Origin of the sequence: Hydrogenophaga sp. H7 (assembly GCF_002025745.1) — a bacterium.
Taxonomy (GTDB): domain Bacteria; phylum Pseudomonadota; class Gammaproteobacteria; order Burkholderiales; family Burkholderiaceae_C; genus Hydrogenophaga; species Hydrogenophaga pseudoflava.
In genome coordinates, this window is sequence record NZ_MCIC01000012.1 from 183168 (window position 1) to 206823 (window position 23656).

The 23656-nt window shown below is 66.6% G+C and carries 24 protein-coding genes; 17 read left to right on the plus strand and 7 right to left on the minus strand.

From position 1 onward, the window contains the following. The first annotated feature begins 51 nt into the window (after nucleotides 1-51). Nucleotides 52-1167 carry a substrate-binding domain-containing protein gene (locus tag BC358_RS07375; RefSeq protein ID WP_079365311.1) on the plus strand — a complete coding sequence of 372 codons (1116 nt, stop codon included), beginning with the start codon at nucleotides 52-54 and terminating at the stop codon, nucleotides 1165-1167. A gap of 4 nt (nucleotides 1168-1171) precedes the next feature. Here BC358_RS07375 and BC358_RS07380 read toward each other — a convergent pair whose 3' ends face one another. Both BC358_RS07380 and coaBC read right to left on the minus strand, forming a co-directional pair. Next, a complete protein-coding gene (locus tag BC358_RS07380) occupies nucleotides 1172-2245 on the minus strand; it encodes an MBL fold metallo-hydrolase (RefSeq protein ID WP_079365312.1) in 1074 nt (357 codons plus the stop codon). Nucleotides 2246-2330: 85 nt separating this feature from the next. Continuing rightward, nucleotides 2331-3581 (minus strand): bifunctional phosphopantothenoylcysteine decarboxylase/phosphopantothenate--cysteine ligase CoaBC, encoded by a 1251-nt coding sequence (gene coaBC / locus BC358_RS07385; protein WP_079365559.1) that lies wholly within the window; start codon nucleotides 3579-3581, stop codon nucleotides 2331-2333. 101 nt (nucleotides 3582-3682) lie between these two features. Here coaBC and BC358_RS07390 point away from each other — a divergent pair, with 101 nt between their 5' ends. The 8 genes from BC358_RS07390 (at nucleotide 3683) to BC358_RS07425 (ending at nucleotide 10696) form a co-directional block, all read left to right on the plus strand. Continuing rightward, entirely contained in the window at nucleotides 3683-4225 is a 543-nt protein-coding gene (locus BC358_RS07390) for a hypothetical protein (RefSeq protein WP_127806337.1), read from the plus strand. 116 nt (nucleotides 4226-4341) lie between these two features. Continuing rightward, the gene (locus BC358_RS07395) at nucleotides 4342-5997 is read left to right on the plus strand and encodes a CTP synthase (protein ID WP_066155547.1); all 1656 of its coding nucleotides are present in this window, start codon (nucleotides 4342-4344) and stop codon (nucleotides 5995-5997) included. Between the two features lie 13 nt (nucleotides 5998-6010). Beyond that, nucleotides 6011-6865 carry a 3-deoxy-8-phosphooctulonate synthase gene (gene kdsA / locus BC358_RS07400; protein ID WP_066155541.1) on the plus strand — a complete coding sequence of 285 codons (855 nt, stop codon included), beginning with the start codon at nucleotides 6011-6013 and terminating at the stop codon, nucleotides 6863-6865. Next, nucleotides 6862-7149: a DUF1330 domain-containing protein gene (locus BC358_RS07405; RefSeq protein ID WP_079365313.1), complete on the plus strand. Its 288-nt coding sequence runs from the start codon at nucleotides 6862-6864 to the stop codon at nucleotides 7147-7149. The genes kdsA and BC358_RS07405 overlap by 4 nt, the downstream gene beginning before the upstream one ends. Before the next feature lie 47 nt (nucleotides 7150-7196). Then, nucleotides 7197-8483, plus strand: a complete 1287-nt coding sequence (gene eno, locus BC358_RS07410; protein ID WP_079365314.1) for a phosphopyruvate hydratase — start codon at nucleotides 7197-7199, stop codon at nucleotides 8481-8483. A gap of 46 nt (nucleotides 8484-8529) precedes the next feature. Next, nucleotides 8530-8814: a septum formation initiator family protein gene (locus tag BC358_RS07415; protein ID WP_079365315.1), complete on the plus strand. Its 285-nt coding sequence runs from the start codon at nucleotides 8530-8532 to the stop codon at nucleotides 8812-8814. An 8-nt stretch (nucleotides 8815-8822) separates the two neighbouring features. Continuing rightward, nucleotides 8823-9497 carry an AAA family ATPase gene (locus BC358_RS07420; protein WP_079365316.1) on the plus strand — a complete coding sequence of 225 codons (675 nt, stop codon included), beginning with the start codon at nucleotides 8823-8825 and terminating at the stop codon, nucleotides 9495-9497. Then, nucleotides 9494-10696: an AGE family epimerase/isomerase gene (locus BC358_RS07425; RefSeq protein WP_079365317.1), complete on the plus strand. Its 1203-nt coding sequence runs from the start codon at nucleotides 9494-9496 to the stop codon at nucleotides 10694-10696. The genes BC358_RS07420 and BC358_RS07425 overlap by 4 nt, the downstream gene beginning before the upstream one ends. Nucleotides 10697-10700: 4 nt before the next feature. On the opposite strand, the gene BC358_RS07430 is transcribed toward BC358_RS07425, so the two are convergent. Continuing rightward, on the minus strand, nucleotides 10701-11681 hold the full coding sequence (locus BC358_RS07430; RefSeq protein WP_079365318.1) for an Hsp33 family molecular chaperone HslO: 981 nt from the start codon (nucleotides 11679-11681) through the stop codon (nucleotides 10701-10703). A gap of 37 nt (nucleotides 11682-11718) precedes the next feature. Continuing rightward, nucleotides 11719-12243, minus strand: coding sequence for a gamma carbonic anhydrase family protein (locus BC358_RS07435; RefSeq protein WP_079365319.1), 525 nt, complete (start codon nucleotides 12241-12243; stop codon nucleotides 11719-11721). A gap of 45 nt (nucleotides 12244-12288) precedes the next feature. On the opposite strand from BC358_RS07435, the gene BC358_RS07440 reads away from it, so the two are divergent. From BC358_RS07440 to BC358_RS07465, 6 genes are all read left to right on the plus strand, one after another. Next, on the plus strand, nucleotides 12289-13140 hold the full coding sequence (locus tag BC358_RS07440) for a ferritin-like domain-containing protein (RefSeq protein WP_079365320.1): 852 nt from the start codon (nucleotides 12289-12291) through the stop codon (nucleotides 13138-13140). Between the two features lie 127 nt (nucleotides 13141-13267). Further along, a complete protein-coding gene (locus tag BC358_RS07445; protein WP_079365321.1) occupies nucleotides 13268-14296 on the plus strand; it encodes a sensor histidine kinase in 1029 nt (342 codons plus the stop codon). Continuing rightward, nucleotides 14293-15780: a response regulator gene (locus BC358_RS07450; RefSeq protein WP_079365322.1), complete on the plus strand. Its 1488-nt coding sequence runs from the start codon at nucleotides 14293-14295 to the stop codon at nucleotides 15778-15780. The genes BC358_RS07445 and BC358_RS07450 overlap by 4 nt, the downstream gene beginning before the upstream one ends. Nucleotides 15781-15814: 34 nt before the next feature. Next, the gene (gene dbpA, locus BC358_RS07455; RefSeq protein WP_066155503.1) at nucleotides 15815-17224 is read left to right on the plus strand and encodes an ATP-dependent RNA helicase DbpA; all 1410 of its coding nucleotides are present in this window, start codon (nucleotides 15815-15817) and stop codon (nucleotides 17222-17224) included. Between the two features lie 55 nt (nucleotides 17225-17279). After that, nucleotides 17280-17525 carry a DUF3297 family protein gene (locus BC358_RS07460; RefSeq protein WP_066155501.1) on the plus strand — a complete coding sequence of 82 codons (246 nt, stop codon included), beginning with the start codon at nucleotides 17280-17282 and terminating at the stop codon, nucleotides 17523-17525. An 11-nt stretch (nucleotides 17526-17536) separates the two neighbouring features. Beyond that, entirely contained in the window at nucleotides 17537-18121 is a 585-nt protein-coding gene (locus BC358_RS07465) for a DUF1439 domain-containing protein (RefSeq protein ID WP_143434216.1), read from the plus strand. A gap of 39 nt (nucleotides 18122-18160) precedes the next feature. On the opposite strand, the gene BC358_RS07470 is transcribed toward BC358_RS07465, so the two are convergent. From BC358_RS07470 to BC358_RS07480, 3 genes are read right to left on the minus strand one after another with little or no spacing between them, the layout of a single operon-like run. Further along, on the minus strand, nucleotides 18161-19393 hold the full coding sequence (locus tag BC358_RS07470) for an AAA family ATPase (protein WP_179130028.1): 1233 nt from the start codon (nucleotides 19391-19393) through the stop codon (nucleotides 18161-18163). Nucleotides 19394-19434: 41 nt separating this feature from the next. Further along, nucleotides 19435-20355 carry a site-specific tyrosine recombinase XerD gene (gene xerD / locus BC358_RS07475; RefSeq protein ID WP_066155489.1) on the minus strand — a complete coding sequence of 307 codons (921 nt, stop codon included), beginning with the start codon at nucleotides 20353-20355 and terminating at the stop codon, nucleotides 19435-19437. Further along, entirely contained in the window at nucleotides 20355-21332 is a 978-nt protein-coding gene (locus BC358_RS07480) for a tripartite tricarboxylate transporter substrate binding protein BugE (RefSeq protein ID WP_079365324.1), read from the minus strand. The genes xerD and BC358_RS07480 overlap by 1 nt, the downstream gene beginning before the upstream one ends. A gap of 157 nt (nucleotides 21333-21489) precedes the next feature. On the opposite strand from BC358_RS07480, the gene BC358_RS07485 reads away from it, so the two are divergent. Then, entirely contained in the window at nucleotides 21490-22395 is a 906-nt protein-coding gene (locus BC358_RS07485) for an AEC family transporter (protein WP_079365325.1), read from the plus strand. Nucleotides 22396-22475: 80 nt separating this feature from the next. After that, nucleotides 22476-23642, plus strand: a complete 1167-nt coding sequence (locus BC358_RS07490; protein WP_079365326.1) for a nucleotide sugar dehydrogenase — start codon at nucleotides 22476-22478, stop codon at nucleotides 23640-23642. Nucleotides 23643-23656: the final 14 nt, after the last annotated feature.

Genomic DNA, 23656 nt, shown 5'->3' on the forward strand with positions numbered 1-23656 from the left:
CAACATAGGAACTTGTTTGCATATGGAAGCTCTCAGGCACACTCGACGCCCATGAAACGGATTGCGATGTCCTATTCGCTGATGGCCGAACGCCCGGAGCGCGGGCGGGGCTCGGCGTTGCTGAGCAACCCGATGATGGATGTGCTGCACGCCGTGCACGAGCAGGGTTCGATTTCCGCGGCAGCCCGGCAGTTGGGCCTCTCGTACCGCCATGTCTGGGGCCAGCTCAAGGAGTGGGAACAGCAGCTCGGGCGCGAACTGTTGGTCTGGGAACGCGGGCAGTCCGCCCTGCTCTCACCCTTCGGCCAGCGCCTGCTGATGGCCGAGCGTCTGGCCCAGGCGCGGCTGGGCCCGCAGATGGAGAGCCTGCGCGCGGAGCTGGAACGGGCCTTTGCCTTGGCTTTCGACGACGCGCAGCGCCCCCGCGAGGTCCTGACGCTGTACGCCAGCCACGACCATGCGCTGGCCGAGCTTCAGGAACTGGCCGCCTCGTCGCAGACGGCGAACGAGCCCGGCGTGCATCTGGACATCCGCTTCACCGGCAGCGTCGACGCGATCCGCGCCCTCAACGAAGGCCGCTGCCTGCTGGCGGGCTTCCACACCCAGCCGTTTGCGGACGCCGACAGCCGCAGCGCCCGCACCTACCGCCCGCTGCTCAAGCCCGGCACACACAAGATCATCGGTTTTGCGCGCCGCTCGCAGGGGTTGATGGTGGCGCCCGGCAACCCCTTGCGCTTGCGCGATCTGCGCGATGTGTCGCAGCAGCGCGCACGCTTCGTCAACCGCGCCATCGGCACCGGCACCCGGCTGCTGCTGGAGGAGTTGCTGAGCCAGGACGGCCTGAGCAGCGCCGACCTCAACGGCTTCGACCGCGAGGAAAGCTCCCATGCGGCGGTGGCCCAGGCCGTGGCCAGCGGCGAAGCCGACGTGGGCCTGGGCACAGAGTACACAGCGCGCATCCAGGGACTCGGTTTTGTGCCGCTGACGGACGAGCGCTACCTGCTGGTGTGCCTGAAATCGGCACTGGAACAGGCGCCGGTGCAAGCGTTGCTGAAGATGTTGTGCAGCGCGAGCTGGCAGCAGCGCCTGCAGTCGATGACCGGTTACCTGCCCGACCATCCGGGTGAGGTCGCCGCGATGAAGCGGCTGCTGCCCTGGTGGGCCTGAAGGTTCAGAACGCTTCCTTCTCCGCTTCCAGGTAGGCCAGGCTGGTGTACTTGCCGATGTTGCTGTCGAAGCCGTCCATGGTCTTCGCGCGGCTGGCGACACGGGGGTCTTTCATCACCAGCGCCTTGGCGCCATCCAGCGGAATGCCGTCCTTGACCGCCTGCACACACGGTTCCCAGATGCCCCGCATGAACGTGCCATAGGTGTCCAGCAGGTCCTTGCTGCCCCGGCCGTGACCGGGCAGCCAGAGCTGGTCGCCCGCGGCGCTCCTGAGCGCCTCGTAGTACTTGAAGGTGCCTGGGTAGGAACCGTCGTCGATGTTGGCGATGCGGTTCGCCATCGCGATGTCGCCCACATAAGTCAGCTTGTCCTGCACGACCTCGAAACACAGGTCCGACGGCGTGTGGGCCCGACCGTAGTGGTGCAGCCGGATCTGCACGTCGCCGTAGTCGAACACCTGTCCGTGCTCGACGGTCCGGTTGGGCGCCACCACCTGGGTGCCCAGGGTGGCCTGGTTGGTCCAGCGCTCCATCAGGCTGCGCCAGAGGTTGCCCTCCTGACCGGCGATCTGCTCGCGCGTGTACGCCAGCGCATGGATCGGCAGGTCCTTGCCATAGGCTTCGGCAAACGCGTGGTTGCCCAGCCAGTGGTCGCCGTGGTAGTGGCTGTTGAACACCGCGATCACCGGCTTGGGCGTGACGGTCTTGATCATGCGGATCGCCATCTGACCGATCTGCAGCGAGGCGCCGCTGTCCAGCACCACCACGCCCTTCTGCGTCACCACGAAGATGACGCTCGCCATCAGGCCCTGGTTGTCCTGTGTCGGAAAGCCCTCCTTGGCGTAAACCATCCAGACGTGGGGCGACAGCTGCTCGGGTTTGACGTCCGGCACCGGCGGGCCTTCGATGAATTCCTGCACCTGCTGGGCGAACACCCGGACCTCTGGTACCAGGGCCAGGCCCAGCCCGGCGGCCCCCAGGCCGGCGGCGGTCCGCACCCAGTGGCGCCGGGATTCGTTGACAGCGACAGAAGGTGTCCCTGGCACCGGGGGCCGATGGGTCGGAATTCGGGATGGCATGGGCGTCTCCTCCAAATCATCGAATAAGCAATTGCTTATTCGATGATAGCGAGCTTACCCACACCGGGCAACCGGCGTTACCAGGTCAGGTCGTGGCTGGCAGCGGCGAGGGGTTGGGCAGACGCCGCGCGATCTCCACCACGAGCTGCCGCGCCAGCTGCAGCTTGGACGCCCGGGGCAGCTCCGAACTGCCCTGCTCATCCACCAGCAGCAGGGCGTTGTCGTCCTGGCCAAAGGTGTCGGGACCGATGTTGCCCACCAGCAGCGGCACGCCCTTGCGCACGCGCTTGGCCTGCGCATGGGCCAGCAGGTCCTCGCTTTCGGCGGCGAACCCGACGCAGTACAGCGCCCGGCTCTGCGCGCGGGCGGTCTGGGCAATGCCGGCCAGGATGTCGGGGTTCTCGACGAAGCCCAGGGTCGGCACCTGGCCGGAACCGTCTTTCTTGATCTTCTGCACGGCGATGTCGGCCGGACGCCAGTCGGCTACCGCGGCGGCCGAGATGAACACCGTGGCGTTCTGGCTCAGTACGCCGAGCGTCTTCTGCATGTTCAGCGCGGACTTGACGTTGATGCGCCCCACGCCTCGGGGGGTCGGCAGGCTCACCGGCCCAGCCACCAGCGTCACATGGGCGCCCGCCTCGTGCGCGGCCCTGGCAATGGCAAAACCCATCTTGCCGCTGGACAGGTTGGTCAGACCCCGGACCGGGTCGATCGCCTCGAAGGTCGGGCCGGCGCTGACCAGCACCTGGTGGCCGGCCAGCAGCTTGGGCGTGAAGAAGCGGATGAGCTCGTACAGCAGTTCGTCCGGTTCGAGCATGCGCCCGTCGCCAATCTCGCCACAGGCCTGATCACCCACGCCCACGTCCAGCACCGTGGCGCCATCGGCCTTGAGCTGGGCCACATTGCGCTGCGTGGCCGGGTGGGCCCACATCTCGCGGTTCATGGCAGGCGCCAGGATGAGTGGAACCTTGTCGATCGGGCGCGCCAGGCACATCAGACTGAGCAGGTCGTCGGCCCGGCCGTGCAGCAGCTTGGCCATGAAGTCGGCGCTGGCGGGGGCCACCACAATCGCGTCGGCTTCCCGGCTCAGGTTGATGTGGGGCATGTTGTTGTCCACGCCCGCTGCGTTGCGGTTGTCCCACTGGGACGAGAACACCGTGCGACCTGACAGGGCCTGCATCGTGACCGGTGTGATGAACTGGGTGGCCGCGTCGGTCATGACCACCTGGACAGTGGCGCCGGCCTTGATCAGGGCGCGACAGAATTCGGCCGCCTTGTAGCAGGCGATCCCGCCCGACAGCCCCAGGACAATGTGTTTGCCGGCGAGTTCACTCATGGCCGCAATGTAGCAGTTTGAAACGCCTGCCAGCAGGCCACGGCCGCGCGAACCCATAATCTGCGCTTTGACCAACCTTCCATATCAGGACACCCTTGGCCATGCACTTGACCCGCCTTCCCATGCTCCTCAGCGCCAGCCTTGTCCTGGCCTCCCTTGCAGCCTGTGGAGGAGGCTCCGACGGACCGGAAGGCGAAGCGCCCACGGGGGGTGCCCTGGCCAACGTCTGGTTTGCCGACAGCGACAGCTACCACCCGCTGGACAAGATCAGGCCCGATGGCAGCTTCTACTCGGGCAACGAGGCCGACTTCGGCCCGGTCAATCCCGCGTACGCCGGCAGCACCGCCACCCAGTCGCGCTGGGCCATCGACACCTCGGCCACCCCGCCCGCCGGCGAAACCCTGAGCTACTCGTTCAAGCTGGACGGCGTCAGCGCCTCGGGCAGCGCGGTGGCGGCACTGCTGACCAATCTGCGCATCAACAGCAGCACCGGCCTCATCACCCAGACCTGCAAGGGCTTTCCCGAGTGCTACGACAACACCTCCGGCCAGGACGAGGACTTCCTTGTGACGGTGACGGCCCAGGCCAGTGGCGGCGGCAAGCTGGAGAGGAATTTCCTGCTGCGGGTGCGCGGCAACCGCTGAGCACCACAGCCCGCGGACCGACCGTGTCGTGACCGGTCCGTGCGGCCGGGCCAACAGGGGGGTGGCGCCTATAATCGCCATTTCCACCTCCTGCGAGCGCCCGGCTCGCCCGAGTCATGACCAAATTCGTGTTCGTCACCGGCGGTGTGGTGTCCTCCCTTGGCAAGGGCATTGCTTCTGCTTCCCTGGCTGCGATCCTTGAATCGCGCGGCCTCAAAGTCACCCTCATCAAGCTCGACCCGTACATCAACGTGGACCCGGGCACCATGTCGCCCTTCCAGCACGGCGAGGTGTTCGTCACCGACGACGGCGCCGAAACCGACCTGGACCTTGGTCACTATGAGCGTTTCATCGAAACGCGCATGAAGAAGACCAACAACTTCACCACCGGCAAGATCTACCAGTCGGTGCTGGAGAAGGAACGCCGCGGCGACTACCTCGGCAAGACCGTGCAGGTCATCCCGCACGTCACCAACGAGATCCAGGAGTTCATCAAGCGCGGCGCCGGCATCGGCACGCCCGATGCCGTGGACGTGGCCATCGTCGAGATCGGCGGCACGGTGGGCGACATCGAGTCCCTGCCCTTCCTCGAAGCCGTGCGCCAGATGAGCCTGCGCATGGGCCCGAACAACTCGGCCTTCGTGCACCTGACCTACCTGCCGTGGATTGCCGCGGCCGGTGAGCTCAAAACCAAACCGACCCAGCACACGGTGCAGAAACTTCGCGAGATCGGCATCTCGGCCGACGCCCTGCTGTGCCGTGCCGACCGACGCATTCCCGAAGAGGAGCGCGCCAAGATTTCGCTGTTCACCAACGTGCCCGAGTGGGGCGTGATCAGCATGTGGGACGTGGACACGATCTACAAGGTGCCGCGCATGCTGCACGAGCAGGGCCTGGACGGCCTGATCTGCGACAAGCTGCGCCTGAACACCCCACCCACCAGCCTCAAGCGCTGGGACGACCTGGTTTACGAGACCGAACACCCGCAAGGCGAGGTGAAGATCGCCATGGTCGGCAAGTACGTCGACCTCTCGGACAGCTACAAATCGGTCAACGAGGCCCTGCGCCACGCCGGCATGCGCAACCATGTGCGCGTCAAGATCGACCACGTCGACTCCGAAACCATGGAGGGTGCCGATGTGGCGACCAAGCTGGCACAGTACGACGCCATCCTGGTGCCCGGCGGTTTCGGTCAGCGCGGCGTGGAAGGCAAGATCGCCACCGCCCGCTTCGCGCGTGAGCACAAGGTGCCCTATCTCGGCATCTGCCTGGGCATGCAGGTTGCGACCATCGAGTACGCGCGCCACGTCGCGGGCCTCGAAGGTGCCAACAGCACCGAGTTCGATGCCGCCACGCCCCACCCGGTGATCGCACTGATCGAGGAATGGAAAGACGCGGACGGCAGCATCCAGAAGCGCGACGCCAGTTCCGACCTGGGCGGCACCATGCGCCTGGGCGCGCAGAGCTCCGACGTGGCCCCCGGCACGCTGGCGCACAGCATCTATGGCGACGTGGTGACCGAGCGCCACCGCCACCGCTACGAGGCCAACGTCAACTACCTCGACCAGCTGCGTAAGGCCGGTCTGGTGATCTCGGCTCTGACCCAGCGCGAACAGCTGACCGAGATCGTCGAACTACCGCAGAGCGAGCACCCGTGGTTCATCGGCGTGCAGTTCCACCCCGAGTTCAAGTCCACTCCCTGGGCCGGTCACCCGCTGTTCAACGCCTTCGTCAAGGCGGCGGTCCAGCACCAGAAGGCCGCCAAGGCCTGATCGGAACACCGCCATGCAACTCTGCGGATTCGACGTCGGCCTGGACCGGCGCTTCTTCCTGATCGCGGGCACCTGTTCCATCGAAGGTCTGCAGATGTCGCTCGATGTCGCCGGTCAGCTCAAGGAAATTTGCGGCGCGCTGGGCATTCCGCTGATCTACAAGGGCTCCTTCGACAAGGCCAACCGCTCGTCTGGCAGCAGCCAGCGCGGCGTTGGACTGGACGCGGGACTGAAGATCCTCGACGAAGTGCGCCGCCAGCTGCAGCTGCCCGTGCTGACCGACGTGCACGACGAGTCGCAGGTGGCCGAGGTCGCAGCCGTGGTGGACGTGCTGCAGACGCCGGCCTTCCTGTGCCGCCAAACCGATTTCATCCGCGCCGTGGCGCAGTCGGGCAAGCCGGTGAACATCAAGAAGGGCCAGTTCCTCGCCCCCTGGGACATGAAGAACGTCATCGACAAGGCCCGCGCCGCCGCGAAGGACGCCGGCCTGTCGGAAGACCGATTCCTGGCCTGCGAACGCGGCGTGAGCTTCGGCTACAACAACCTGGTGGCCGACATGACCAGCCTGGCCGAAATGCGCAAGTCCGGCGCGCCGGTGGTGTTCGACGTCACCCACTCGGTGCAGAAGCCCGGTGGTCTGGGTGCCGTCAGCGGCGGTGCGCGCGAGATGGTGCCGGTGCTGGCCCGCGCGGGTGTCGCCGTGGGTGTGGCCGGCCTGTTCATGGAAACGCACCCGAAGCCGGCCGAGGCCTGGTCCGACGGACCGAACGCGGTGCCGCTGGGCCGCATGAAGGCGCTGCTGGAAACCCTGGTCGCGCTCGATTCCGTAACCAAAACAAATCCGCTGCTGGAGAACGATTTCCAATGAGTGCGTACATCATTGCGGAGGTGACCATCACCGACGAAGCACAGATGAGGGTCTACCGCGAGTGGAGCACCCGCGCGATGCAGGAATTTGGCGCCGAGGTGCTGGTGCGCGGTGGCCGCGTCGAACCGCTGGAAGGCGGCTGGCTCCCGCAGCGGGTCGTGGTGCTGAAGTTCAAGGACATCGCCACCGCACAGGCCTACTACCACTCCGAAACCTACACCCGTGCGCGCGAACTGCGCGAGGGCGCGGGTTCGATCCGCATGTTTGCCGTTGAGGGTGTCTGAACACCCCGTTCCGATTTCTTTTTTGACTTGTTCCAAAGGTAGAAACCATGAGTGCAATCGTTGATATCGTCGGCCGCGAAGTCCTGGACAGCCGTGGCAACCCCACCGTCGAATGCGACGTGCTGCTGGAATCGGGTGTGATGGGTCGTGCGGCCGTGCCGTCGGGCGCCTCCACCGGCTCGCGCGAGGCCATCGAGCTGCGCGACGGCGACAAGAAGCGCTACCTCGGCAAGGGCGTGCTCAAGGCCGTCGAGAACATCAACACCGAGATCAGCGAAGCCGTGCTGGGACTGGACGCCTCCGAGCAGGCCTTCCTGGACAAGACCTTGATCGACCTGGACGGCACCGAGAACAAGGGCCGCCTGGGCGCCAACGCCATGCTGGCCGTGTCGATGGCCGTGGCCCGCGCTGCGGCTGAAGAAGCCGGCCTGCCGCTGTACCGCTACTTCGGCGGCATGAGCGCGGTGCAGATGCCCGTGCCCATGATGAACATCATCAACGGCGGCGCACACGCCAACAACTCGCTCGACCTTCAAGAGCTGATGATCATCCCCGTGGGCGCCCCGAGCTTCCGCGAAGCCCTGCGCTGGGGCGCCGAGGTGTTCCACGCCCTCAAGGCCATCCTGCACGACAAGCACATCAGCACCGCCGTGGGCGACGAAGGCGGGTTTGCCCCCTCGGTCGAGAACCACGAAGCCGCGCTGCAGCTGATCCTGCAGGCCATCGACAAGGCCGGCTACACCGCCGGTGAACAGATCGCCCTGGGCCTGGACTGCGCCGCCAGCGAGTTCTACAAGGACGGCAAGTACGTGCTCGAAGGCGAAGGCGGCATCCAACTCACCGCCGAGCAGTGGACCGACATGCTGGCCACCTGGGTCGACAAGTACCCCATCGTCTCCATCGAGGACGGCATGGCCGAAGGCGACTGGGATGGCTGGAAGCATCTGACCGAGCGCCTGGGCCAGAAGGTCCAGCTGGTGGGCGATGACCTGTACGTCACCAACACCAAGATCCTGAAAGAAGGCATCGAGAAAGGCATCGCCAACTCGATCCTGATCAAGATCAACCAGATCGGCACCCTGACCGAGACCTTCGCCGCCATCGAGATGGCCAAGCGTGCCGGTTACACCGCCGTCATCAGCCACCGCTCGGGTGAAACCGAAGACAGCACCATCTCCGACATCGCGGTGGGCACCAACGCCGGCCAGATCAAGACCGGTTCGCTGTCGCGCTCGGACCGAATGGCCAAGTACAACCAGCTGCTGCGCATCGAGGAAGACCTGGGCGACGTGGCCGTGTACCCCGGTCGTGCGGCCTTCTACAACCTGAAGTGATCAGGACTGGCGGCTCCAGGGTCGCCAGACCAACCCATCCAGTCCAATGGCACATCGCATCGTCCCCGGCCTGCTGATCACGCTGCTGCTCGTGTTGCACGCGCAGCTGTGGTTCGGCCGGGGCAGCGTGCCCAAGGTCTCTCGCATGAAGACCGAACTGGCCGCGCTGGAGTCGGTCAACCAGGAAGCGCGGCAGCGCAACGAGCGGCTGGCCAACGAGGTGCGCGACCTCGAAGAAGGCTTGGGCATGGTCGAAGAACTGGCCCGCAACGATCTGGGCATGGTCCGGCCCAACGAGATCTTCGTGCAGATCGCCCACAAGAAGCCCTGAGCCGCACCGTGGCACTTGTGGTCACGCTGCTCGGCGGCGAATCCACCGGCAAGACCTCCCTGGCCCGTGCCTTGTGCGGGCACCTCGCGGAAACGGGTCTGACCGCCGAGCTGGTGCCCGAGCACCTGCGCCACTGGTGCGAACAGCAGGGCCGTGCGCCCCACGCGCACGAGCAGGCCGCCGTGGCCCGCGAGCAGGCCCGCCTCACCGACGAGATGGCTTCCCTGCATGGGGTGGACATCGTCGTCGCCGACACCTCTCCGCTCGTGATCGCGGCCTACAGCGAGCTCTATTTCAAGGACCACTCGCTCTGGCACGAGGCCCTGGCCTGGCAGCGCCGCGTGAACCTGACCCTGCTCATGGGTCTGGACCTGCCCTGGGTCGCCGATGGGTTCTTCCGCGACAGCCCCACCGTGCGCGATGCGGTGGACGCAGCGATCCGGCGCGAACTGCAGGCCGCGGGACTGGCCTTCCAGACCATCCACGGCCTCGGACAGGCCCGAACCGAACAAGCCCTGCGCGCCATCGGCCGCTGCCTGGGGCAGGACCTCACCGCCACCGAACCGTCCCTGACCAGCGGCCGCCGCGCCTGGAGCTGCGACAAATGCAGCGACCCGGCCTGCGAGCACCGGCTGTTCAGCGGCCTGCTGGCACGCAACCACACTGGAGACGCACGCCCATGATTCCTGCAACACCCCTGCCCGACTTCCGTTCGCCAGCCTTCCTGCGCGGGCACATCGAAGACACGCTGTCGTTCTACCTGCCGCGCGCCATCGACCCCAACGGCGGGCTGTTCCATTTCCTGCGCGACGACGGCAGCGTCTACGACGCCCACACCCGGCACCTGGTGAGCAGCACGCGCTACGTGGTCACACTGGCCATGGCCGCGCGCCGCGGACTCGGTGGAGAAAAGGTGCGCATCGCGCTGCAGCAGGCCTTCGACTTCCTGCCGGTGCACCGCAACCCGGACACCGGCGGCTACGCATGGCTGCTCGACTGGCGGGACGGCCAGGCCCGCGTGCAGGACGCCACCAACCACGCCTATGGCCTGGCCTTCGTGCTGCTGGCCCACGCCCACGCGCACATGGCCGGCGTGACCGGCGCACAAGCCGGCATCGCGCAGACCTACGACCTGCTGGAGCAGCGTTTCTGGGAGCCGGCCCACGGTCTGTACGCCGACGAAGCCACGGCCGACTGGCGCGTGCTGCCCTACCGCGGGCAGAACGCCAACATGCACCTGTGCGAGGCCCTGCTGGCGGCTTATGACGCCACCGGCGAGGCGCGCTACCTGGACCGCGCCGCGCTGCTGGCCGAACACATCACCGTGCGACAGGCGGGTCTGGCCGACGGGCTGGTGTGGGAACACTACAAGGCCGACTGGTCGGTGGACTGGGACTACAACAAGGACGACAAGACCAACATCTTCCGGCCCTGGGGCTTCCAGCCCGGCCACCTGACCGAATGGACCAAGCTGCTGCTGCAGCTGCACGAGCGCCGCCCTGATGCGGCCCTGATCGACCGCGCCCGCCATTTCTTCGACACCGCGATGCACAAGGCCTGGGACGGCGAACACGGCGGCCTGTACTACGGCTTCGCGCCCGACGGCAGCATCTGCGACAGCGACAAGTACTTCTGGGTCCAGGCCGAGTCGCTGGCCGCCGCGGCGCGGCTGGCCACCGTCACCGGCGAGCCGCGCTACTGGGCGGCCTACGAGCACCTCTGGGCCTACTCATGGCGCCAGTTCGTGGACCACGAGCACGGCGCCTGGTGGCGCATCCTGACGGCCGACAACCGCAAGTACTCGGACGAAAAGAGCCCGGCAGGCAAGGTCGACTACCACACCATGGGCGCCTGCCACGATGTGCTCGAAGTCCTGAAGTAAGGGCTCAGTGCGTGCCGCCCGCGACGGGCGGCTGGGCCGCCGCCTGCAGGAACACCTGCGCGGCGTCGACCGGATCGAAGTGGTACTGGGCGCCGCAGAAGTCGCAGCCCACCTCCACCTGCCCCTGCTCGGCGATGATGGACTCGACCTCCTCGCGCCCCAGCGACTTGAGCATGCCCGCCACGCGCTCGCGCGAGCAGGTGCAGGCAAAACGCGGACCGTCGGCGCCGGTCTGCGGCTCGAAGCGGCGCACGTCCTCTTCCCAGAACAGGCGGTGCAGGATGGTGTCGGCATCCAGGGTCAGCAGTTCCTCGCGCTTGAGGCTGGCGGCCAGGATGGCGATGCGGTTGTAGTCCTCGTTGCGGCCGATCTGGTCTTCGTCGCGCGCCACCGCGCCCGCGCCAGCCAGGTTGGACTCGCCCTGCAGCGGCAGGCGCTGGATCAGCAGACCCGCCGCGACCTGGTCGTTGGCGGCCAGCACCAGGCGCGTGTCGAGCTGCTCGCTCTGCAGCATGTAGTGCTCAATCACCTCGCTGAGCCTTTCCAGCTTCTCGTGGCGGTCGCCGAACAGCGGCACCACGCCCTGGTAGGGCTGCTGGCCCGGCAGACGGTCCTTGGGGTCGAGCGTGATGGCGCAGCGGCCGAGATTGTTCACATTGACCATGTGCGACAGCGGCGCCTCGGCCGCCACCTCGCCAGTCACGGTGGCGGTGGCGCGCAGGGCCAGGTCGGGCTGCACCTCGGCCACGGCCAGCTTGACCGGACCATCGCCCTGCACCTGCAGGATCAGCGCGCCATTGAACTTGATGTTGGCCTGCATCAGCGTGGCCGCTGCCGCCATTTCGCCCAGCAGCTCGGTCACGGCTTCGGGGTAGCCACCGGCTTGCTGGCGACGGCGGAGGATTTCCTGCCAGCTGTCGGTCAGGCGCACCAGCATGCCGCGCACCGGCAGGCCTTCAAACAGGAATTTGTGGAGTTCGGACACTCTGTGCTTTCAGAAAAAGAACGTTGGCAGATCGGGGTCAGCCGATTATTTTCAAGCCCTGGCGGTAGCGCTCGGCGTTCTCCATGTAGTGCAAGGCACTGCGGCGCAAGCCCTCGATCTGCTCGGGCGTGAGCTGGCGCATGGCCTTGGCCGGACTGCCGATGATCATGGAGCCGTCGGGGAACTCCTTGCCTTCGGTGACCAGCGCACCCGCACCGACCAGGCAGTTTTTGCCGATCTTCGCGCCGTTGAGCACGATGGCGCCGATGCCGATCAGCGACTCGTCGCCGATGGTGCAACCGTGCAGCATGACCTGGTGGCCCACGGTGACGTGGCGACCGATGGTCAGCGGCAGGTTCTTGTCGGTGTGCAGCACCGAGCCATCCTGGATGTTGCTGCCTTCGCCCACCACGATGGGCTCGGTGTCGCCGCGCAGCGTGGCGCCGAACCACACGCTGCTGCCGGGCGCGAGCTGGACGTCGCCGATCACCTGCGCGTTCTCGGCCACCCAGGCCGATTCGGCCAACTGCGGGCGGGTGCCATCGAGTTCATAGATCGCCATGCGAAGGTCTCCTGTGGGCTGCGGGGCAAACCTAGAATTGTAGGGATGCCCACCGTCCCCAGCACCGAACCCAGCCTGCGCGAGGCGGCGCTCGACGCCCTGTGCCTGCCGGACCCGCAGGCCAAGGCGCAGGCGGCCCACGCGCTGTGGCAGCGCTTGCTGGCATTGCCCGACGAGTCCGCGCGTGAAGCGGCACTGGCGCCAGCAAAGTCCATCCATGAGCCCGATGACCGGGTCTTGCCCGGCCGCCCGGAACAGCCGGCGCTGGTGCCGCCCATGGCGGTGGCGCAGCGCTCGCCGTTCACGCCCGAAGGCCTGGCCGCCCTGCTGCACGCGGTCTGCCACATCGAGTTCAATGCCATCAATCTGGCGCTCGACGCGGTCTGGCGCTTCCCCGGCATGCCCGCCGACTTCTACCGCGACTGGCTGCTCGTGGCCGATGAAGAGGCCAACCACTTCGGGCTGCTGCGCGATCACCTGCAGAGCCTGGGCCACGACTACGGCGACTTTCCCGCTCACAACGGCCTGTGGGAAATGTGCGTGAAGACGCAGCACGACATCACCGCGCGCATGGCCCTGGTGCCGCGCACGCTGGAAGCGCGCGGGCTGGACGCTACGCCGCTGATCCAGGCCCGGCTGCGCAAGGTGGACACCCCGGCGGCTCTGCGCGCCGTGGACATCCTGGACATCATCCTGCGCGACGAGGTCGGGCATGTGGCCATCGGCAACCGCTGGTATGGCTGGCTGTGCGAACGGCAGGGCCTGGAGCCGCTGTCGCACTACCGGCACCTGGCGCGCGTGCACACGGCGCCCCGGCTGCGCCCGCCCTTCAACGACGAGGCGCGCCGGGCGGCGGGTTTCAGCCAGGCCGAACTGGACTATCTGCTCAGCGCCTGAGCCGAAAACGAATTCGTTTGTATCAAGCAAGGGGCGCGACTCGCGCCCGGGCGGTTTTTTCACGCGCAGCGGGGTCCATTCCCCTTTATGCTGGGCCACCACCTGGCATCACTCCCGCACGTTGGCCATGAGCACACGAAACATCCAGCTGGACGAATACCTCGGACAGGCGTTTGACCGCATTCCGGTGGCCATGGTCGTGGTCACGCAGCAAGGCATGATCACCCGCGTGAACCGGCTCGCCGAGGCCACCTTCGGCTATACGAGCGAAGAGATGCTGGGACAGCCGGTGGAAATGCTGGTGCCAGAACGCTACCGGCACGCACACCCCGGGTACCGGCGCGGCTTCCAGACCGAGGCCACCGCGAGACCGATGGGCGCCGGGCGCGATCTGAGCGGACTGCGCAAGGACGGCAGCGAGTTCCCGGTGGAGATCGGCATCAACCCGGTGGACACCGGTGAGGGCCCGATGATCCTGTCGGTGATCCTGGACCTGAGCGAGCGCAAGCAGAACGAACGCCGCATCAGCGACGCACTGCGCGAGAAGGAGCTGCTGCTCGAAGAGGTGCACCACCGGGTCAAGAACAACCTGCAGGTGATCCACAGCCTGCTCGACCTGCAAATGCTCAAGATCGGCGACCCGGATCTGGTGGCCATGCTGCGCGACAGCCAGAACCGCATCCGCTCGATGTCGATGATCCACCAGACGCTGTACCAGTCGCACGACTTTGCCCGGGTCGATTTCCAGCAGTTCCTGGGCGAGCTGCTGCCCAGCCTGATGGACTCCTACGGCATGGTGGCGGGTCATGTTGCGATCAACATCGAGTCGACCCACGTCAAGCTGCCGATCAACGAGGCGATACCCTGTGGCCTGATCGTCAACGAGCTGGTGAGCAACGCGCTCAAGCACGGGTTTCCCGGCCAGCGGCGCGGCACCATCCAGGTGGTGCTGGAGCAGGCAGAGGATGGCAGTGTCAGTCTCTCCATCAGCAACGACGGCGTCGCCATCCCGGAGGATCAGAATCTGGAGCGAACCGGTTCGCTGGGCCTGCAGCTCGTGCGGCTGCTGACACGCCAGTTGCAGGGCACGCTGGAGGTGCAGCGCGCCGACCCCACCCGGTTCACCGTCCACATCCATCCCGGAGGCCCGCCATGAACCAGCCCGCCCGCATCCTCGTGGTGGAAGACGAAAGCATCGTGGCCTTCAACTTGCAGCAGCGCCTGTCGATGCTGGGGTACGACGTGCCCGCCATCGCGGTCTCGGGCCAGGAGAGCATTGACCTGGTGTCGCAGATGCGGCCCGACCTGGTGCTGATGGACATCCACATCCAGGGCGACATGGACGGCATCGAGGTGGCCGCGAAGCTGCGCGAGACGCACGCTGTCCCGGTGATCTACCTGACGGCCTACTCCGAGGACTCGACCCTGGAGCGTGCCCGCAGAACACGACCTTACGGCTACCTGCTCAAGCCCTTTTCGGAGCGCGAGCTGCACGCCACCATCCAGATGGCGTTCGAGCGCCAGCGACTGGAGAACGAGCTGAACGACAGCCGACGCCTGCTGCAGCAGGCACTCGATGCCGCCAGCCTGGGGGTCATGGAGCTGGACAAGACCACCACCACCATCACCCCGTCGCCCCGCACCGCCGACCTGATCGGCTGGCCACACGACCAGCCGCTGACACTGCCCGACCTGCTCGCGCGCGTGGACGCCACCGAGCGTGACGCCATCGCGGCCAAACTCCACCACTGCCTGAAAGACCTCAGGCATTTCAGCGAAGAGTTCCGTGTGCTCGCAGAAGGCGGCACGCCCCGGTGGATCAAGATCGACGCCGGCCACGTCTCCGACCACCGCGTGACCGGGGTGGTGCAGGACGTGTCGGAGCGCAAGCAGAGCGAACTGCGGCTCAAGACCCTGAACGAGAGCCTGGAGCATCTGGTCACTGCGCGCACCGATCAGCTCCACCAGAGTCTCAAGGAGCTGGAGGCGTTCAGCTATTCGGTGGCGCACGATCTGCGAGCGCCGGTGCGCGCCATCATCGGCCTGAGCGAAATGCTGCTGCAGACACAGCCGACCCGCTTCGACCAGGACGGGATCGACCTGGTCCAGCGGATTGCCGCCACCGGCCAGCGCATGAGGGCGCTGATCGACGCCCTGCTGCACATGGCCCGCCTGAACCAGGTGCCCATGCAGCTGCGGTTGGTCGACATCAGCGGCATCGCCGGCGAGATCGCCAGCCAGCTGATGGAGTCCGAGCCGCAACGTGTCGCCGAGATCCGGATTTCACCCAAGCTCGAGGCCATGGCGGACCCGACGCTGGTGCGCGCCCTGCTCGACAACCTGATGCGCAACGCCTGGAAGTTCAGCGCCCACAGCAAGATCACGCGCATCGACGTCGGTGCCAAGACGCTCGGCGGGGAAACGGTGTTCTTCGTGCGCGACAACGGCTGCGGCTTCGACATGGCCTCGGCCGACCGCCTGTTCGGCCCCTTCCAGCGCCTGCACCGGGAGGATGAATACACCGGCACCGGCATCGGGCTGACCATCGTGCAGCGCATCGTCATGCGCCACGGCGGTCGCGTTTGGGCGTTTTCCGAGCCCGGGCTGGGGGCGGCCTTCCACTTCACCCTGAGCGCCTGAACACCCAGCAGCCGGCATGTGCGGATAATCGCGGATGACCTCCGCCTCCCCCGCCGCATCCTCCGACGCCGGTTTCAGCCAGCTTCCGCTCTCACCCGCCACCCTGGCCAACCTGGAGCAACTGGGCTACCTGCGCATGACGCCGATCCAGGCGGCCTGCCTGCCCCCTGCGCTGCTCGGCAAGGACCTCATCGCCCAGGCCCAAACCGGCAGCGGCAAGACCGCCGCCTTCGCCCTGGCCCTGCTGGCCAACCTGAACCCGCGGCGCTTCGCGGTGCAGACCCTGGTGCTCTGCCCCACGCGCGAGCTGGCCGACCAGGTGACCACCGAAATCCGGCGCCTGGCGCGCGCGGAGGACAACATCAAGGTTGTCACGCTCTGCGGCGGCGTGCCGCTGCGCGGTCAGCTGGCGACGCTGGAACACGGTGCACACATCGTGGTGGGTACTCCGGGCCGCATCATGGACCACCTGGAACGCGGCAGCCTGCAACTGGACGCGCTCAACACCCTGGTGCTGGACGAGGCCGACCGCATGCTGGACATGGGCTTCTTCGACGACATCGTCAAAGTCGCCAAGCAGTGCCCCAAAGAGCGCCAGACCCTGCTGTTCTCGGCCACCTACCCTGAAGGCATCGCCAAGCTGGCGGCGCAGTTCATGCGCGATCCGCAGACGATTGCCGTGCAGGCCCAGCACAGCAGCGCGCAGATCGAACAGCGCTGGTACGAGGTGAGCGACAAGGAGCGCCTGCACGTGGTGGGCCAGCTGCTGCTGCACTTCCGCCCGGCCAGCACCATCGCCTTCTGCAACACCAAGGCCCAGTGCCGCGACCTGGTGGCCGTGCTGCAGGCCCAGGGCTTCAGCGCGCTGGCCCTGTTCGGTGAACTGGAGCAGCGCGAGCGCGACCAGGTGCTGGTGCGCTTTGCCAACCGCAGCTGCAGCGTGCTGGTGGCCACCGACGTGGCTGCGCGCGGGCTGGACATCGCCAGCCTGGCCGCCGTCATCAACGTGGATGTGACGCCCGACCCCGAGGTGCACATCCACCGCATCGGCCGCACCGGCCGGGCGGGTGAGAGCGGTCTGGCGCTGAACCTGGTGAGCATGGACGAGATGGGCTACGTGGGCCGCATCGAACAGCTGCAGAAACGCGAGTCCGAATGGCACCCGGTGAGCGAACTCGTGCCCGCCAGCGCCGAGCCGCTGCAGCCCCCCATGGCAACACTGCACATCCAGGGCGGGCGCAAGGAGAAGATCCGCCCCGGTGACGTGCTGGGTGCGCTCACCGCCGACCTGGGCTACACGCGGGAACAGGTGGGCAAGATCAACGTGAACGAATGGTCCACCTACGTGGCGGTGGACCGCGCCATCGCGCAGCAGGTGGCCAGCCGGCTGGCCACCACCAAGGTCAAGGGTAAAAGCGTGAAGGTGCGCGTGCTGGAGGACTGAACGCCGGCCGTGATGCGGGACAATCGCGCTTTATCGATTCCCGCACGCCGCCGCCATGTCCGACACCGCCCGCCCCGAACTCCCCGACCACCTGAGCATCGACCCGCGCAGCCCCCACCATGTGGCCGCCGTGTTCGAACACGACATCGGCATCCGCTTCAACGGCAAGGAGCGCTTCGATGTCGCCGAGTACTGCATCAGCGAAGGCTGGGTCAAGGTGCAGTCGAGCAAGACGGTGGACCGCCGTGGCCAGCCTGTGCTGATCCAGCTCAAGGGCCCGGTCGAGGTGTTCTACCGCTGAGCGGAGTCCGCGTGCGCCGCCGCCTGCTTCTTTCGTTGGTGACGGTGGGCCTGTGCGGGCACAGCCTGGCGCAGACCACCGGCGCCGCGTCGGCCGAACCGCCCCCCGCCCTGCCCCGCATCACGGTGCCGCAGGACCTGCTGCAGACCGAGGTGGCCAAACGCTTTCCGGTGCGCTACCCGGTCGCCGGCCTGGTGAACCTGGACCTCGGCGCACCGCGCCTGGGCCTGCTGCCGGCGCAGAACCGGCTGCGCGCCGAGATGCCGGTGACCGCCGCCGGCGCGGCACTGGCCCGCACCCAGCAAGGCAGGTTCACGGTCGACTTCGCGCTGCGCTACGAACACAGCGACCGCTCGCTGCGGGCCCACCAGCTCAAGGTCTACCGCTTCCGGTTCCCCGGCCTTCAGCCCGAGGCGGTGGACCTGCTCAACACCTACGCCCCGGCTCTGGCCGAGCAGTCGCTGCGCGAAGTGGTGCTCTACCAGCTGCCACAGAAGGAAGCCGCCATGGCCGACTTGCTGGGCCTGCGGCCCGGACAGATCACGGTCACCGAGCAGGGGCTGCTGGTGGAGCTGGTGCAGCGACCGCCCCAGTAGCTGAAAACACGATCCGGCGCCGGGCCGCCCCAAGACGGATCAGCCCCCTCGGGGGGCAGCGACCCGCGCAACGGCGGAGCGTGGGGGCTTGCCAAATGTTTCGCCAAAGCGGCGCATGAGCATGCCCTGCACCTGCGCCGGCGACAGGCCCTGCGGGGCGTGCTTCGAGGCGAACGCCAGCGCCGCCACCTCGTCCGGGTCGAACTTCAGGTAGAGCCGCCGCAGCTGCTCTTCGTCACAGGCGCCCAGTTCCACCCGCTCGTCGATGCGCCCGGCACGGATCAGCGCCTCGTCCAGACGCTCGGCGTGGTTGGTGGTCATGAACAGCACATTGCCCTCCTGCGTCGCCACACCGTCCAGCGCATTGAGGAAACCGGAGAACGACAGCCTCACCTGGGCGTGCGCCGCGTCGCGCTGGCGGAAGAAGGCGTCGACGTCCTCAATCAGCAGCAGCGAGCGTTGCGGCACCGCCGCCAGCAGGGTGTGGATCTTCTCGTCGGTCACGATGGGCGAAGCCAGGCTGAGCGTGCAGACGTTCAGGTGCAGCTCGGACGCCAGCGCCGTGACCAGCGAGGTCTTGCCGGTGCCCGGCGGCCCATAGAGCAGGTAGCCGCGCCGCCAGGGAATGCCCAGTTCCGCATAGCGCTCGTGGGCAGCGTAGAACGATTGCAGGTCGGCCAGCAGCGCCTCGGCCTGCCCGGCCTTGAGCACCACAGACGACAGCGGGCGGCGCGAGCCCAGCCGTGCCCGCATCCAGTCGCCGCCGTGGAACGGGTTGGGGATATAGACCGAGAGCGTGTCGCTCTCGCGGCTTGCGCGCGCGTCGATGGCGCGCTGCAGGAAGGCCGACAGCCAGTCACCGGAGCGACCGAAGTGCGACAGGCTGATGCGCTCGAACACGCTTTGCGTCACCTGCAGTTCGCGGCGGATCCAGACCAGCCGGCCGTCGATCCAGAGGATGTGCAGGCCTTCGCCAGGCGACAGATAGGCCCGGGGCGCCTGGCCGGCCCGCAGGTCCTCGGCCAGGCTCTGGTATTCCGTGCCCTGGCGCACGCTGCGGGCCGTGAACTGGTTGACCTGCCGCAGCGAGGGATGGGTGTCCATGTACTCCACGAGCGCCGAAAACAGGAACTCGTCGCGCGAGTCGATGGTGAGTGTGGAGATGAAAAAGCGCTTGCCCCAGGACACCACCAGCCCGGGCACGTCTTTCAGCCAGAACGCCAGCGCGCCGGCCAGCGCCAGCATCGCGGCCTGCGCCACGGGGGTTTGCAAGAAGCCATCCATACCCGGGTTATACCCCCAGGACCATCCCCTCAGCCGCGCGGATGGTGCTGCGCCACGACCGATTTGAGCCGCTCGCGCGCGACATGGGTGTAGATGGTGGTGGTCGAAATGTCGGCGTGCCCCAGCAGCATCTGCACGGCACGCAGGTCGGCGCCGTGGTTGAGCAGATGGGTGGCGAAGGCGTGGCGCAGCGTGTGGGGCGACAGCGGCGAGGTGATGCCGGCGGCCAGCGCGTAGCGCTTGACCAGGTTCCAGAACATCACCCGGCTCATGGCCTCACCGGCCTTGCTGCCGCGCGCGGTGACGAACAGGTCTTCGCTGGCCTGCCCACCGAGGATCTCGGGGCGGCCCTCCTTCAGATAGCGTTGCAGCCACTCGCCCGCGATCTGCCCGAACGGCACCAGCCGCTCCTTGTTGCCCTTGCCGGTGACCCGCAGCACGTGGTCCTGGTGGCCGACCTGAAAGGTGCGCAGCGTCACCAGCTCGCTCACCCGCAGCCCGCTGGCGTACATCAGCTCCAGCATGGCGCGGTCGCGCAGGCCAAGCGGTGTGGCGGTGTCGGGTGCGTTCAGCAGCGCCTCGACCTGGGCTTCGGACAGCGTCTTGGGCACGCGCAGCGGCTGACGCGCCGCGGTCAACCGCAGAGTCGGATCGGCGTCGATGAGGCGCTCGCGCAGTGCCCAGCGGAAATAGCGCTTGAACACCGTGAGGCGCCGGTTGGCGGTGGTCGCCCGGGTCTCGGCGTGGCGGTTGGCGAAGTAGGCATGGATGTCGGCCTCGCCCGCCTGCGGCAGGGAACGCGCGCCATGGGCCGCCAGCCACTGGCCGAACAGCACGAGGTCGCGCCGGTAGGCGTCGAGCGTGTTGCGCGAGAGGCCCTCCTCCAGCCAGAGGGCATCGACAAAGGCGCCCGCGCTCTCTTCGCTGCGCGCGAGCGCCGTGGGGTCCATCAGTCCAGCGAGAGCTTCTGCTTGGTGACGACTTCCTTGTACACCTCGTACTCGGCCTTGATCTGGGCCGTGAACTGCTCGGGTGTGTTGGCCACGATCAGCGAACCGGTGTCCTCGATGCGCTTGCGGACCGCCGGGTCCGTCAGGGCCGTCTTGGTGGTGTTGTAGAGCTTGTCCACCACGTCCTTCGGCATGCCCTTGGGGCCGATGAGGCCGTAGTAGGCCATGCGGTTCACAGGCTCCAGCCCCACTTCCTTGAAGGTCGGCACGTCGGGCAGCACCGGCAGGCGCTGCGGCGCGGCCACCACGATGGGCACCAGGCGACCAGCCTTGATGTGCGGCAGGGCCGACGGCAGGTTGTCAAAAATGATGGGCACCTGGCCGCCCACGGTGTCGTTCAGGGCCGGACCAGCGCCACGGTAGGGAATATGGGTCATGAACACACCCGCGAGGCTCTTGAACAGCTCGGTCTGGAGGTGGCCGATGCCACCGGTGCCGGAGCTGGCATAGCTGTATTTGCCGGGGCTCTTCTTGAGCTCGGCAATGAAGGCCTTGTAGTCCTTGGCCGGGAAGCTCGGGTGCACCGCGATCACGTTGGGTGTGGCGGCAATGTTGGTGATGGGGGTGAAGTCGGTGAGCGTGTTGTACGGAATCTTGGGATTGATCGCCGGGTTCGCCGCCGTGGTGGACACAGTGGCCATGCCGATGATGTAGCCGTCGGCGGCGGCACGTGCCAGCTCGGTGGCGCCGATCACACCGCCGCCACCAGCCTTGTTCTCGACCACCACGCTCTGACCCAGCGACTTGGCCAGAGGCTCGGACATGACGCGCGCGACGATGTCGGTCGTACCGCCTGGTGCGAACGGCACCTGCAGGCGGATGACCTTGGTCGGGTAGGCCTGCGCCCAGGCCACTCCGGTCGCACCCAGCGACATGGCAACCAGACCCAGCCCCATCAGGGAACGGCGAGCAAACATGCGATCTCTCCTTCGTTGTACACAAAACAATAGCAACGGTCATATTACCCCTGCCAGCCCCCCGGGACTGTAGACAGGCTGCACCCGGTTGACCATGGGGAGACTACATAAGTACAAACCCCCGGAAGCAGGCACGTCCGGGCGCTATGCTCGCCCGGTGAACTTTGCCCAACTGCTCTTTCCGGACTTTTCGCTGATCCTCTGCGGCTACCTGGTCTGCCGCTTCACTGCCCTGAACCGGACGGTGTGGGAGCCATTGGAAAGCCTGGTGTATTTCTTCCTGTTCCCGGTCCTGCTCTTCCACTCGATCGTCAAGAGCCCGCTGGACCTGGGTGCCGCCTCCAGCCTGATGGCGGCCGGCCTGGCGCTGGGCATCTGTGGCATCGCGCTGTCCTATTCGCTGCCTCACTGGCCCTGGCTGGGGCGCCGGCTGGACCCGCGGTTGCACGCCGCCAGCGCACAGGTGGGGTTCCGGTTCAACTCCTTCATCGCCCTGGCACTGGCCGACAAGATCGCAGGCCCCCAGGGGCTGCTGATGATTGCGGTGCTGATCGGCGTCTGCGTGCCATTGTTCAACGTGGGCGCCGTATGGCCGATGGCCCGCCGCGCCAACAAGGGCCTCGCCCGCGAGCTGGTGCGAAACCCGCTGATCATCGCCACCGCCAGCGGGCTCGTCGCCAATTTGCTCGGTTTCACGGTTCCGCCCTGGCTGGAACCGACGGTCAACCGCATCGGGCAGGCCTCGCTGGCCCTGGGTTTGATGGCCGCTGGCGCGGGTATGCGTCTGGGCAGCCTGACCAAGGCCAAGCGACTCGGCGCGATGGTGTTGTGCGTCAAGCATCTGGGCATGCCGCTGCTCGCCTTCGGGCTGGCCATGGCCTTCCGTCTCGACCCGGCACAGGCCACCATCTTGCTGATGTTCTCCGCCGTGCCGACGGCCTCCAGCTGCTATGTGCTGGCGGCCAGGATGGGCTACGACGGGCCCTATGTGGCTGGTCTGGTGACCCTGTCCACGCTGCTGGGCATGGCCAGCCTTCCGTTCGCGCTGGGAATCCTGGCCTAACTAAGGAACCCATAAGGGTATCAGAGGCCCCTATGGCAAAATTCCAAGGTTTTAGGCCTAGCTCTTTCACAAGGTTTCCCATGAAGATTGCGGTTGCTGGCACCGGCTACGTCGGGCTGTCCAACGCCGTGCTGCTGTCCCAGCACCACGAAGTCGTCGCTCTGGACATCGTTCCCGAGAAGGTGGCGCTGATCAATGCGCGCAAGAGTCCGATCGTCGACGCGGACATCGAAGACTTCCTGGCCCACCAGCCGCTGAACCTGCGCGCCACGCTGGACAAGCACGAAGCCTACGAAGGCGCCAGCTTCGTCATCATTGCGACGCCCACCGACTACGACCCCGAGACCAACTACTTCAACACGCGGTCGGTCGAGGCGGTGATCCGCGACGTGATGCAGATCAACCCGCAGGCCGTGATGGTGATCAAGTCCACGGTGCCTGTCGGTTACACCGCCCAGGTGCGCGATCGGACCGGCTGCCAGAACCTGCTCTTCTCGCCCGAGTTCCTGCGCGAAGGCAAGGCCCTGCACGACAACCTGTACCCGTCACGCATCATCGTGGGCGAGCGTTCGGAGCGGGCTGAGACCTTCGCCGGGCTGCTCAAGGAAGGTGCTCGCAAGCAGGACATTCCGGTGCTGTTCGTCGATTCGACCGAAGCCGAGGCGGTCAAGCTGTTCTCCAACACCTACCTGGCCATGCGGGTGGCCTATTTCAACGAGCTGGACACCTACGCCGCGGCGCACAACCTGGATTCGCGCCAGATCATCGAGGGCGTCGGCCTCGATCCGCGCATCGGCAACCACTACAACAACCCGTCCTTCGGCTACGGCGGCTACTGCCTGCCCAAGGACACGAAGCAGATGCTGGCCAACTACCAGCACGTGCCGCAAAACCTGATCCAGGCGATCGTCCAGTCCAACACCACGCGCAAGGACTTCATCGCAGAGAGCATCCTGAAGCAGAAGCCCAAGACGGTCGGCGTGTTCCGGCTGATCATGAAGGCGGGCTCGGACAACTTCCGGTCCTCCAGCATCCAGGGCATCATGAAACGGATCAAGGCCAAAGGCGTCCGCGTCATCATCTACGAACCCGCCTTGCAGGAAGAAGAGTTCTTCCACTCGCCGGTGGTCAACGACCTCGAGACCTTCAAGAAGGAATCGGACGTGATCATCACCAACCGCCTCACGCCAGTACTGGCCGATGTGCAGGACAAGGTCTACACGCGCGACCTGTTCGGCAGCGACTGACCCACCAGACACTT

Bases quoted from the DNA above. Each gene is read 5' to 3' on its own strand.
- eno (WP_079365314.1), top strand. From the start codon at position 7,197: ATGAGTGCAATCGTTGATATCGTCGGCCGCGAAGTCCTGGACAGCCGT.
- BC358_RS07460 (WP_066155501.1), top strand. From the start codon at position 17,280: ATGTCCGACACCGCCCGCCCCGAACTCCCCGACCACCTGAGCATCGAC.
- BC358_RS07480 (WP_079365324.1), bottom strand. From the start codon at position 21,332: ATGTTTGCTCGCCGTTCCCTGATGGGGCTGGGTCTGGTTGCCATGTCG.
- BC358_RS07375 (WP_079365311.1), top strand. From the start codon at position 52: ATGAAACGGATTGCGATGTCCTATTCGCTGATGGCCGAACGCCCGGAG.
- coaBC (WP_079365559.1), bottom strand. From the start codon at position 3,581: ATGAGTGAACTCGCCGGCAAACACATTGTCCTGGGGCTGTCGGGCGGG.
- BC358_RS07440 (WP_079365320.1), top strand. From the start codon at position 12,289: ATGCCCACCGTCCCCAGCACCGAACCCAGCCTGCGCGAGGCGGCGCTC.
- BC358_RS07425 (WP_079365317.1), top strand. From the start codon at position 9,494: ATGATTCCTGCAACACCCCTGCCCGACTTCCGTTCGCCAGCCTTCCTG.
- BC358_RS07405 (WP_079365313.1), top strand. From the start codon at position 6,862: ATGAGTGCGTACATCATTGCGGAGGTGACCATCACCGACGAAGCACAG.
- kdsA (WP_066155541.1), top strand. From the start codon at position 6,011: ATGCAACTCTGCGGATTCGACGTCGGCCTGGACCGGCGCTTCTTCCTG.
- BC358_RS07445 (WP_079365321.1), top strand. From the start codon at position 13,268: ATGAGCACACGAAACATCCAGCTGGACGAATACCTCGGACAGGCGTTT.
- BC358_RS07435 (WP_079365319.1), bottom strand. From the start codon at position 12,243: ATGGCGATCTATGAACTCGATGGCACCCGCCCGCAGTTGGCCGAATCG.
- BC358_RS07490 (WP_079365326.1), top strand. From the start codon at position 22,476: ATGAAGATTGCGGTTGCTGGCACCGGCTACGTCGGGCTGTCCAACGCC.
- xerD (WP_066155489.1), bottom strand. From the start codon at position 20,355: ATGGACCCCACGGCGCTCGCGCGCAGCGAAGAGAGCGCGGGCGCCTTT.
- BC358_RS07390 (WP_127806337.1), top strand. From the start codon at position 3,683: ATGCACTTGACCCGCCTTCCCATGCTCCTCAGCGCCAGCCTTGTCCTG.
- dbpA (WP_066155503.1), top strand. From the start codon at position 15,815: ATGACCTCCGCCTCCCCCGCCGCATCCTCCGACGCCGGTTTCAGCCAG.
- BC358_RS07415 (WP_079365315.1), top strand. From the start codon at position 8,530: ATGGCACATCGCATCGTCCCCGGCCTGCTGATCACGCTGCTGCTCGTG.
- BC358_RS07395 (WP_066155547.1), top strand. From the start codon at position 4,342: ATGACCAAATTCGTGTTCGTCACCGGCGGTGTGGTGTCCTCCCTTGGC.
- BC358_RS07380 (WP_079365312.1), bottom strand. From the start codon at position 2,245: ATGCCATCCCGAATTCCGACCCATCGGCCCCCGGTGCCAGGGACACCT.
- BC358_RS07450 (WP_079365322.1), top strand. From the start codon at position 14,293: ATGAACCAGCCCGCCCGCATCCTCGTGGTGGAAGACGAAAGCATCGTG.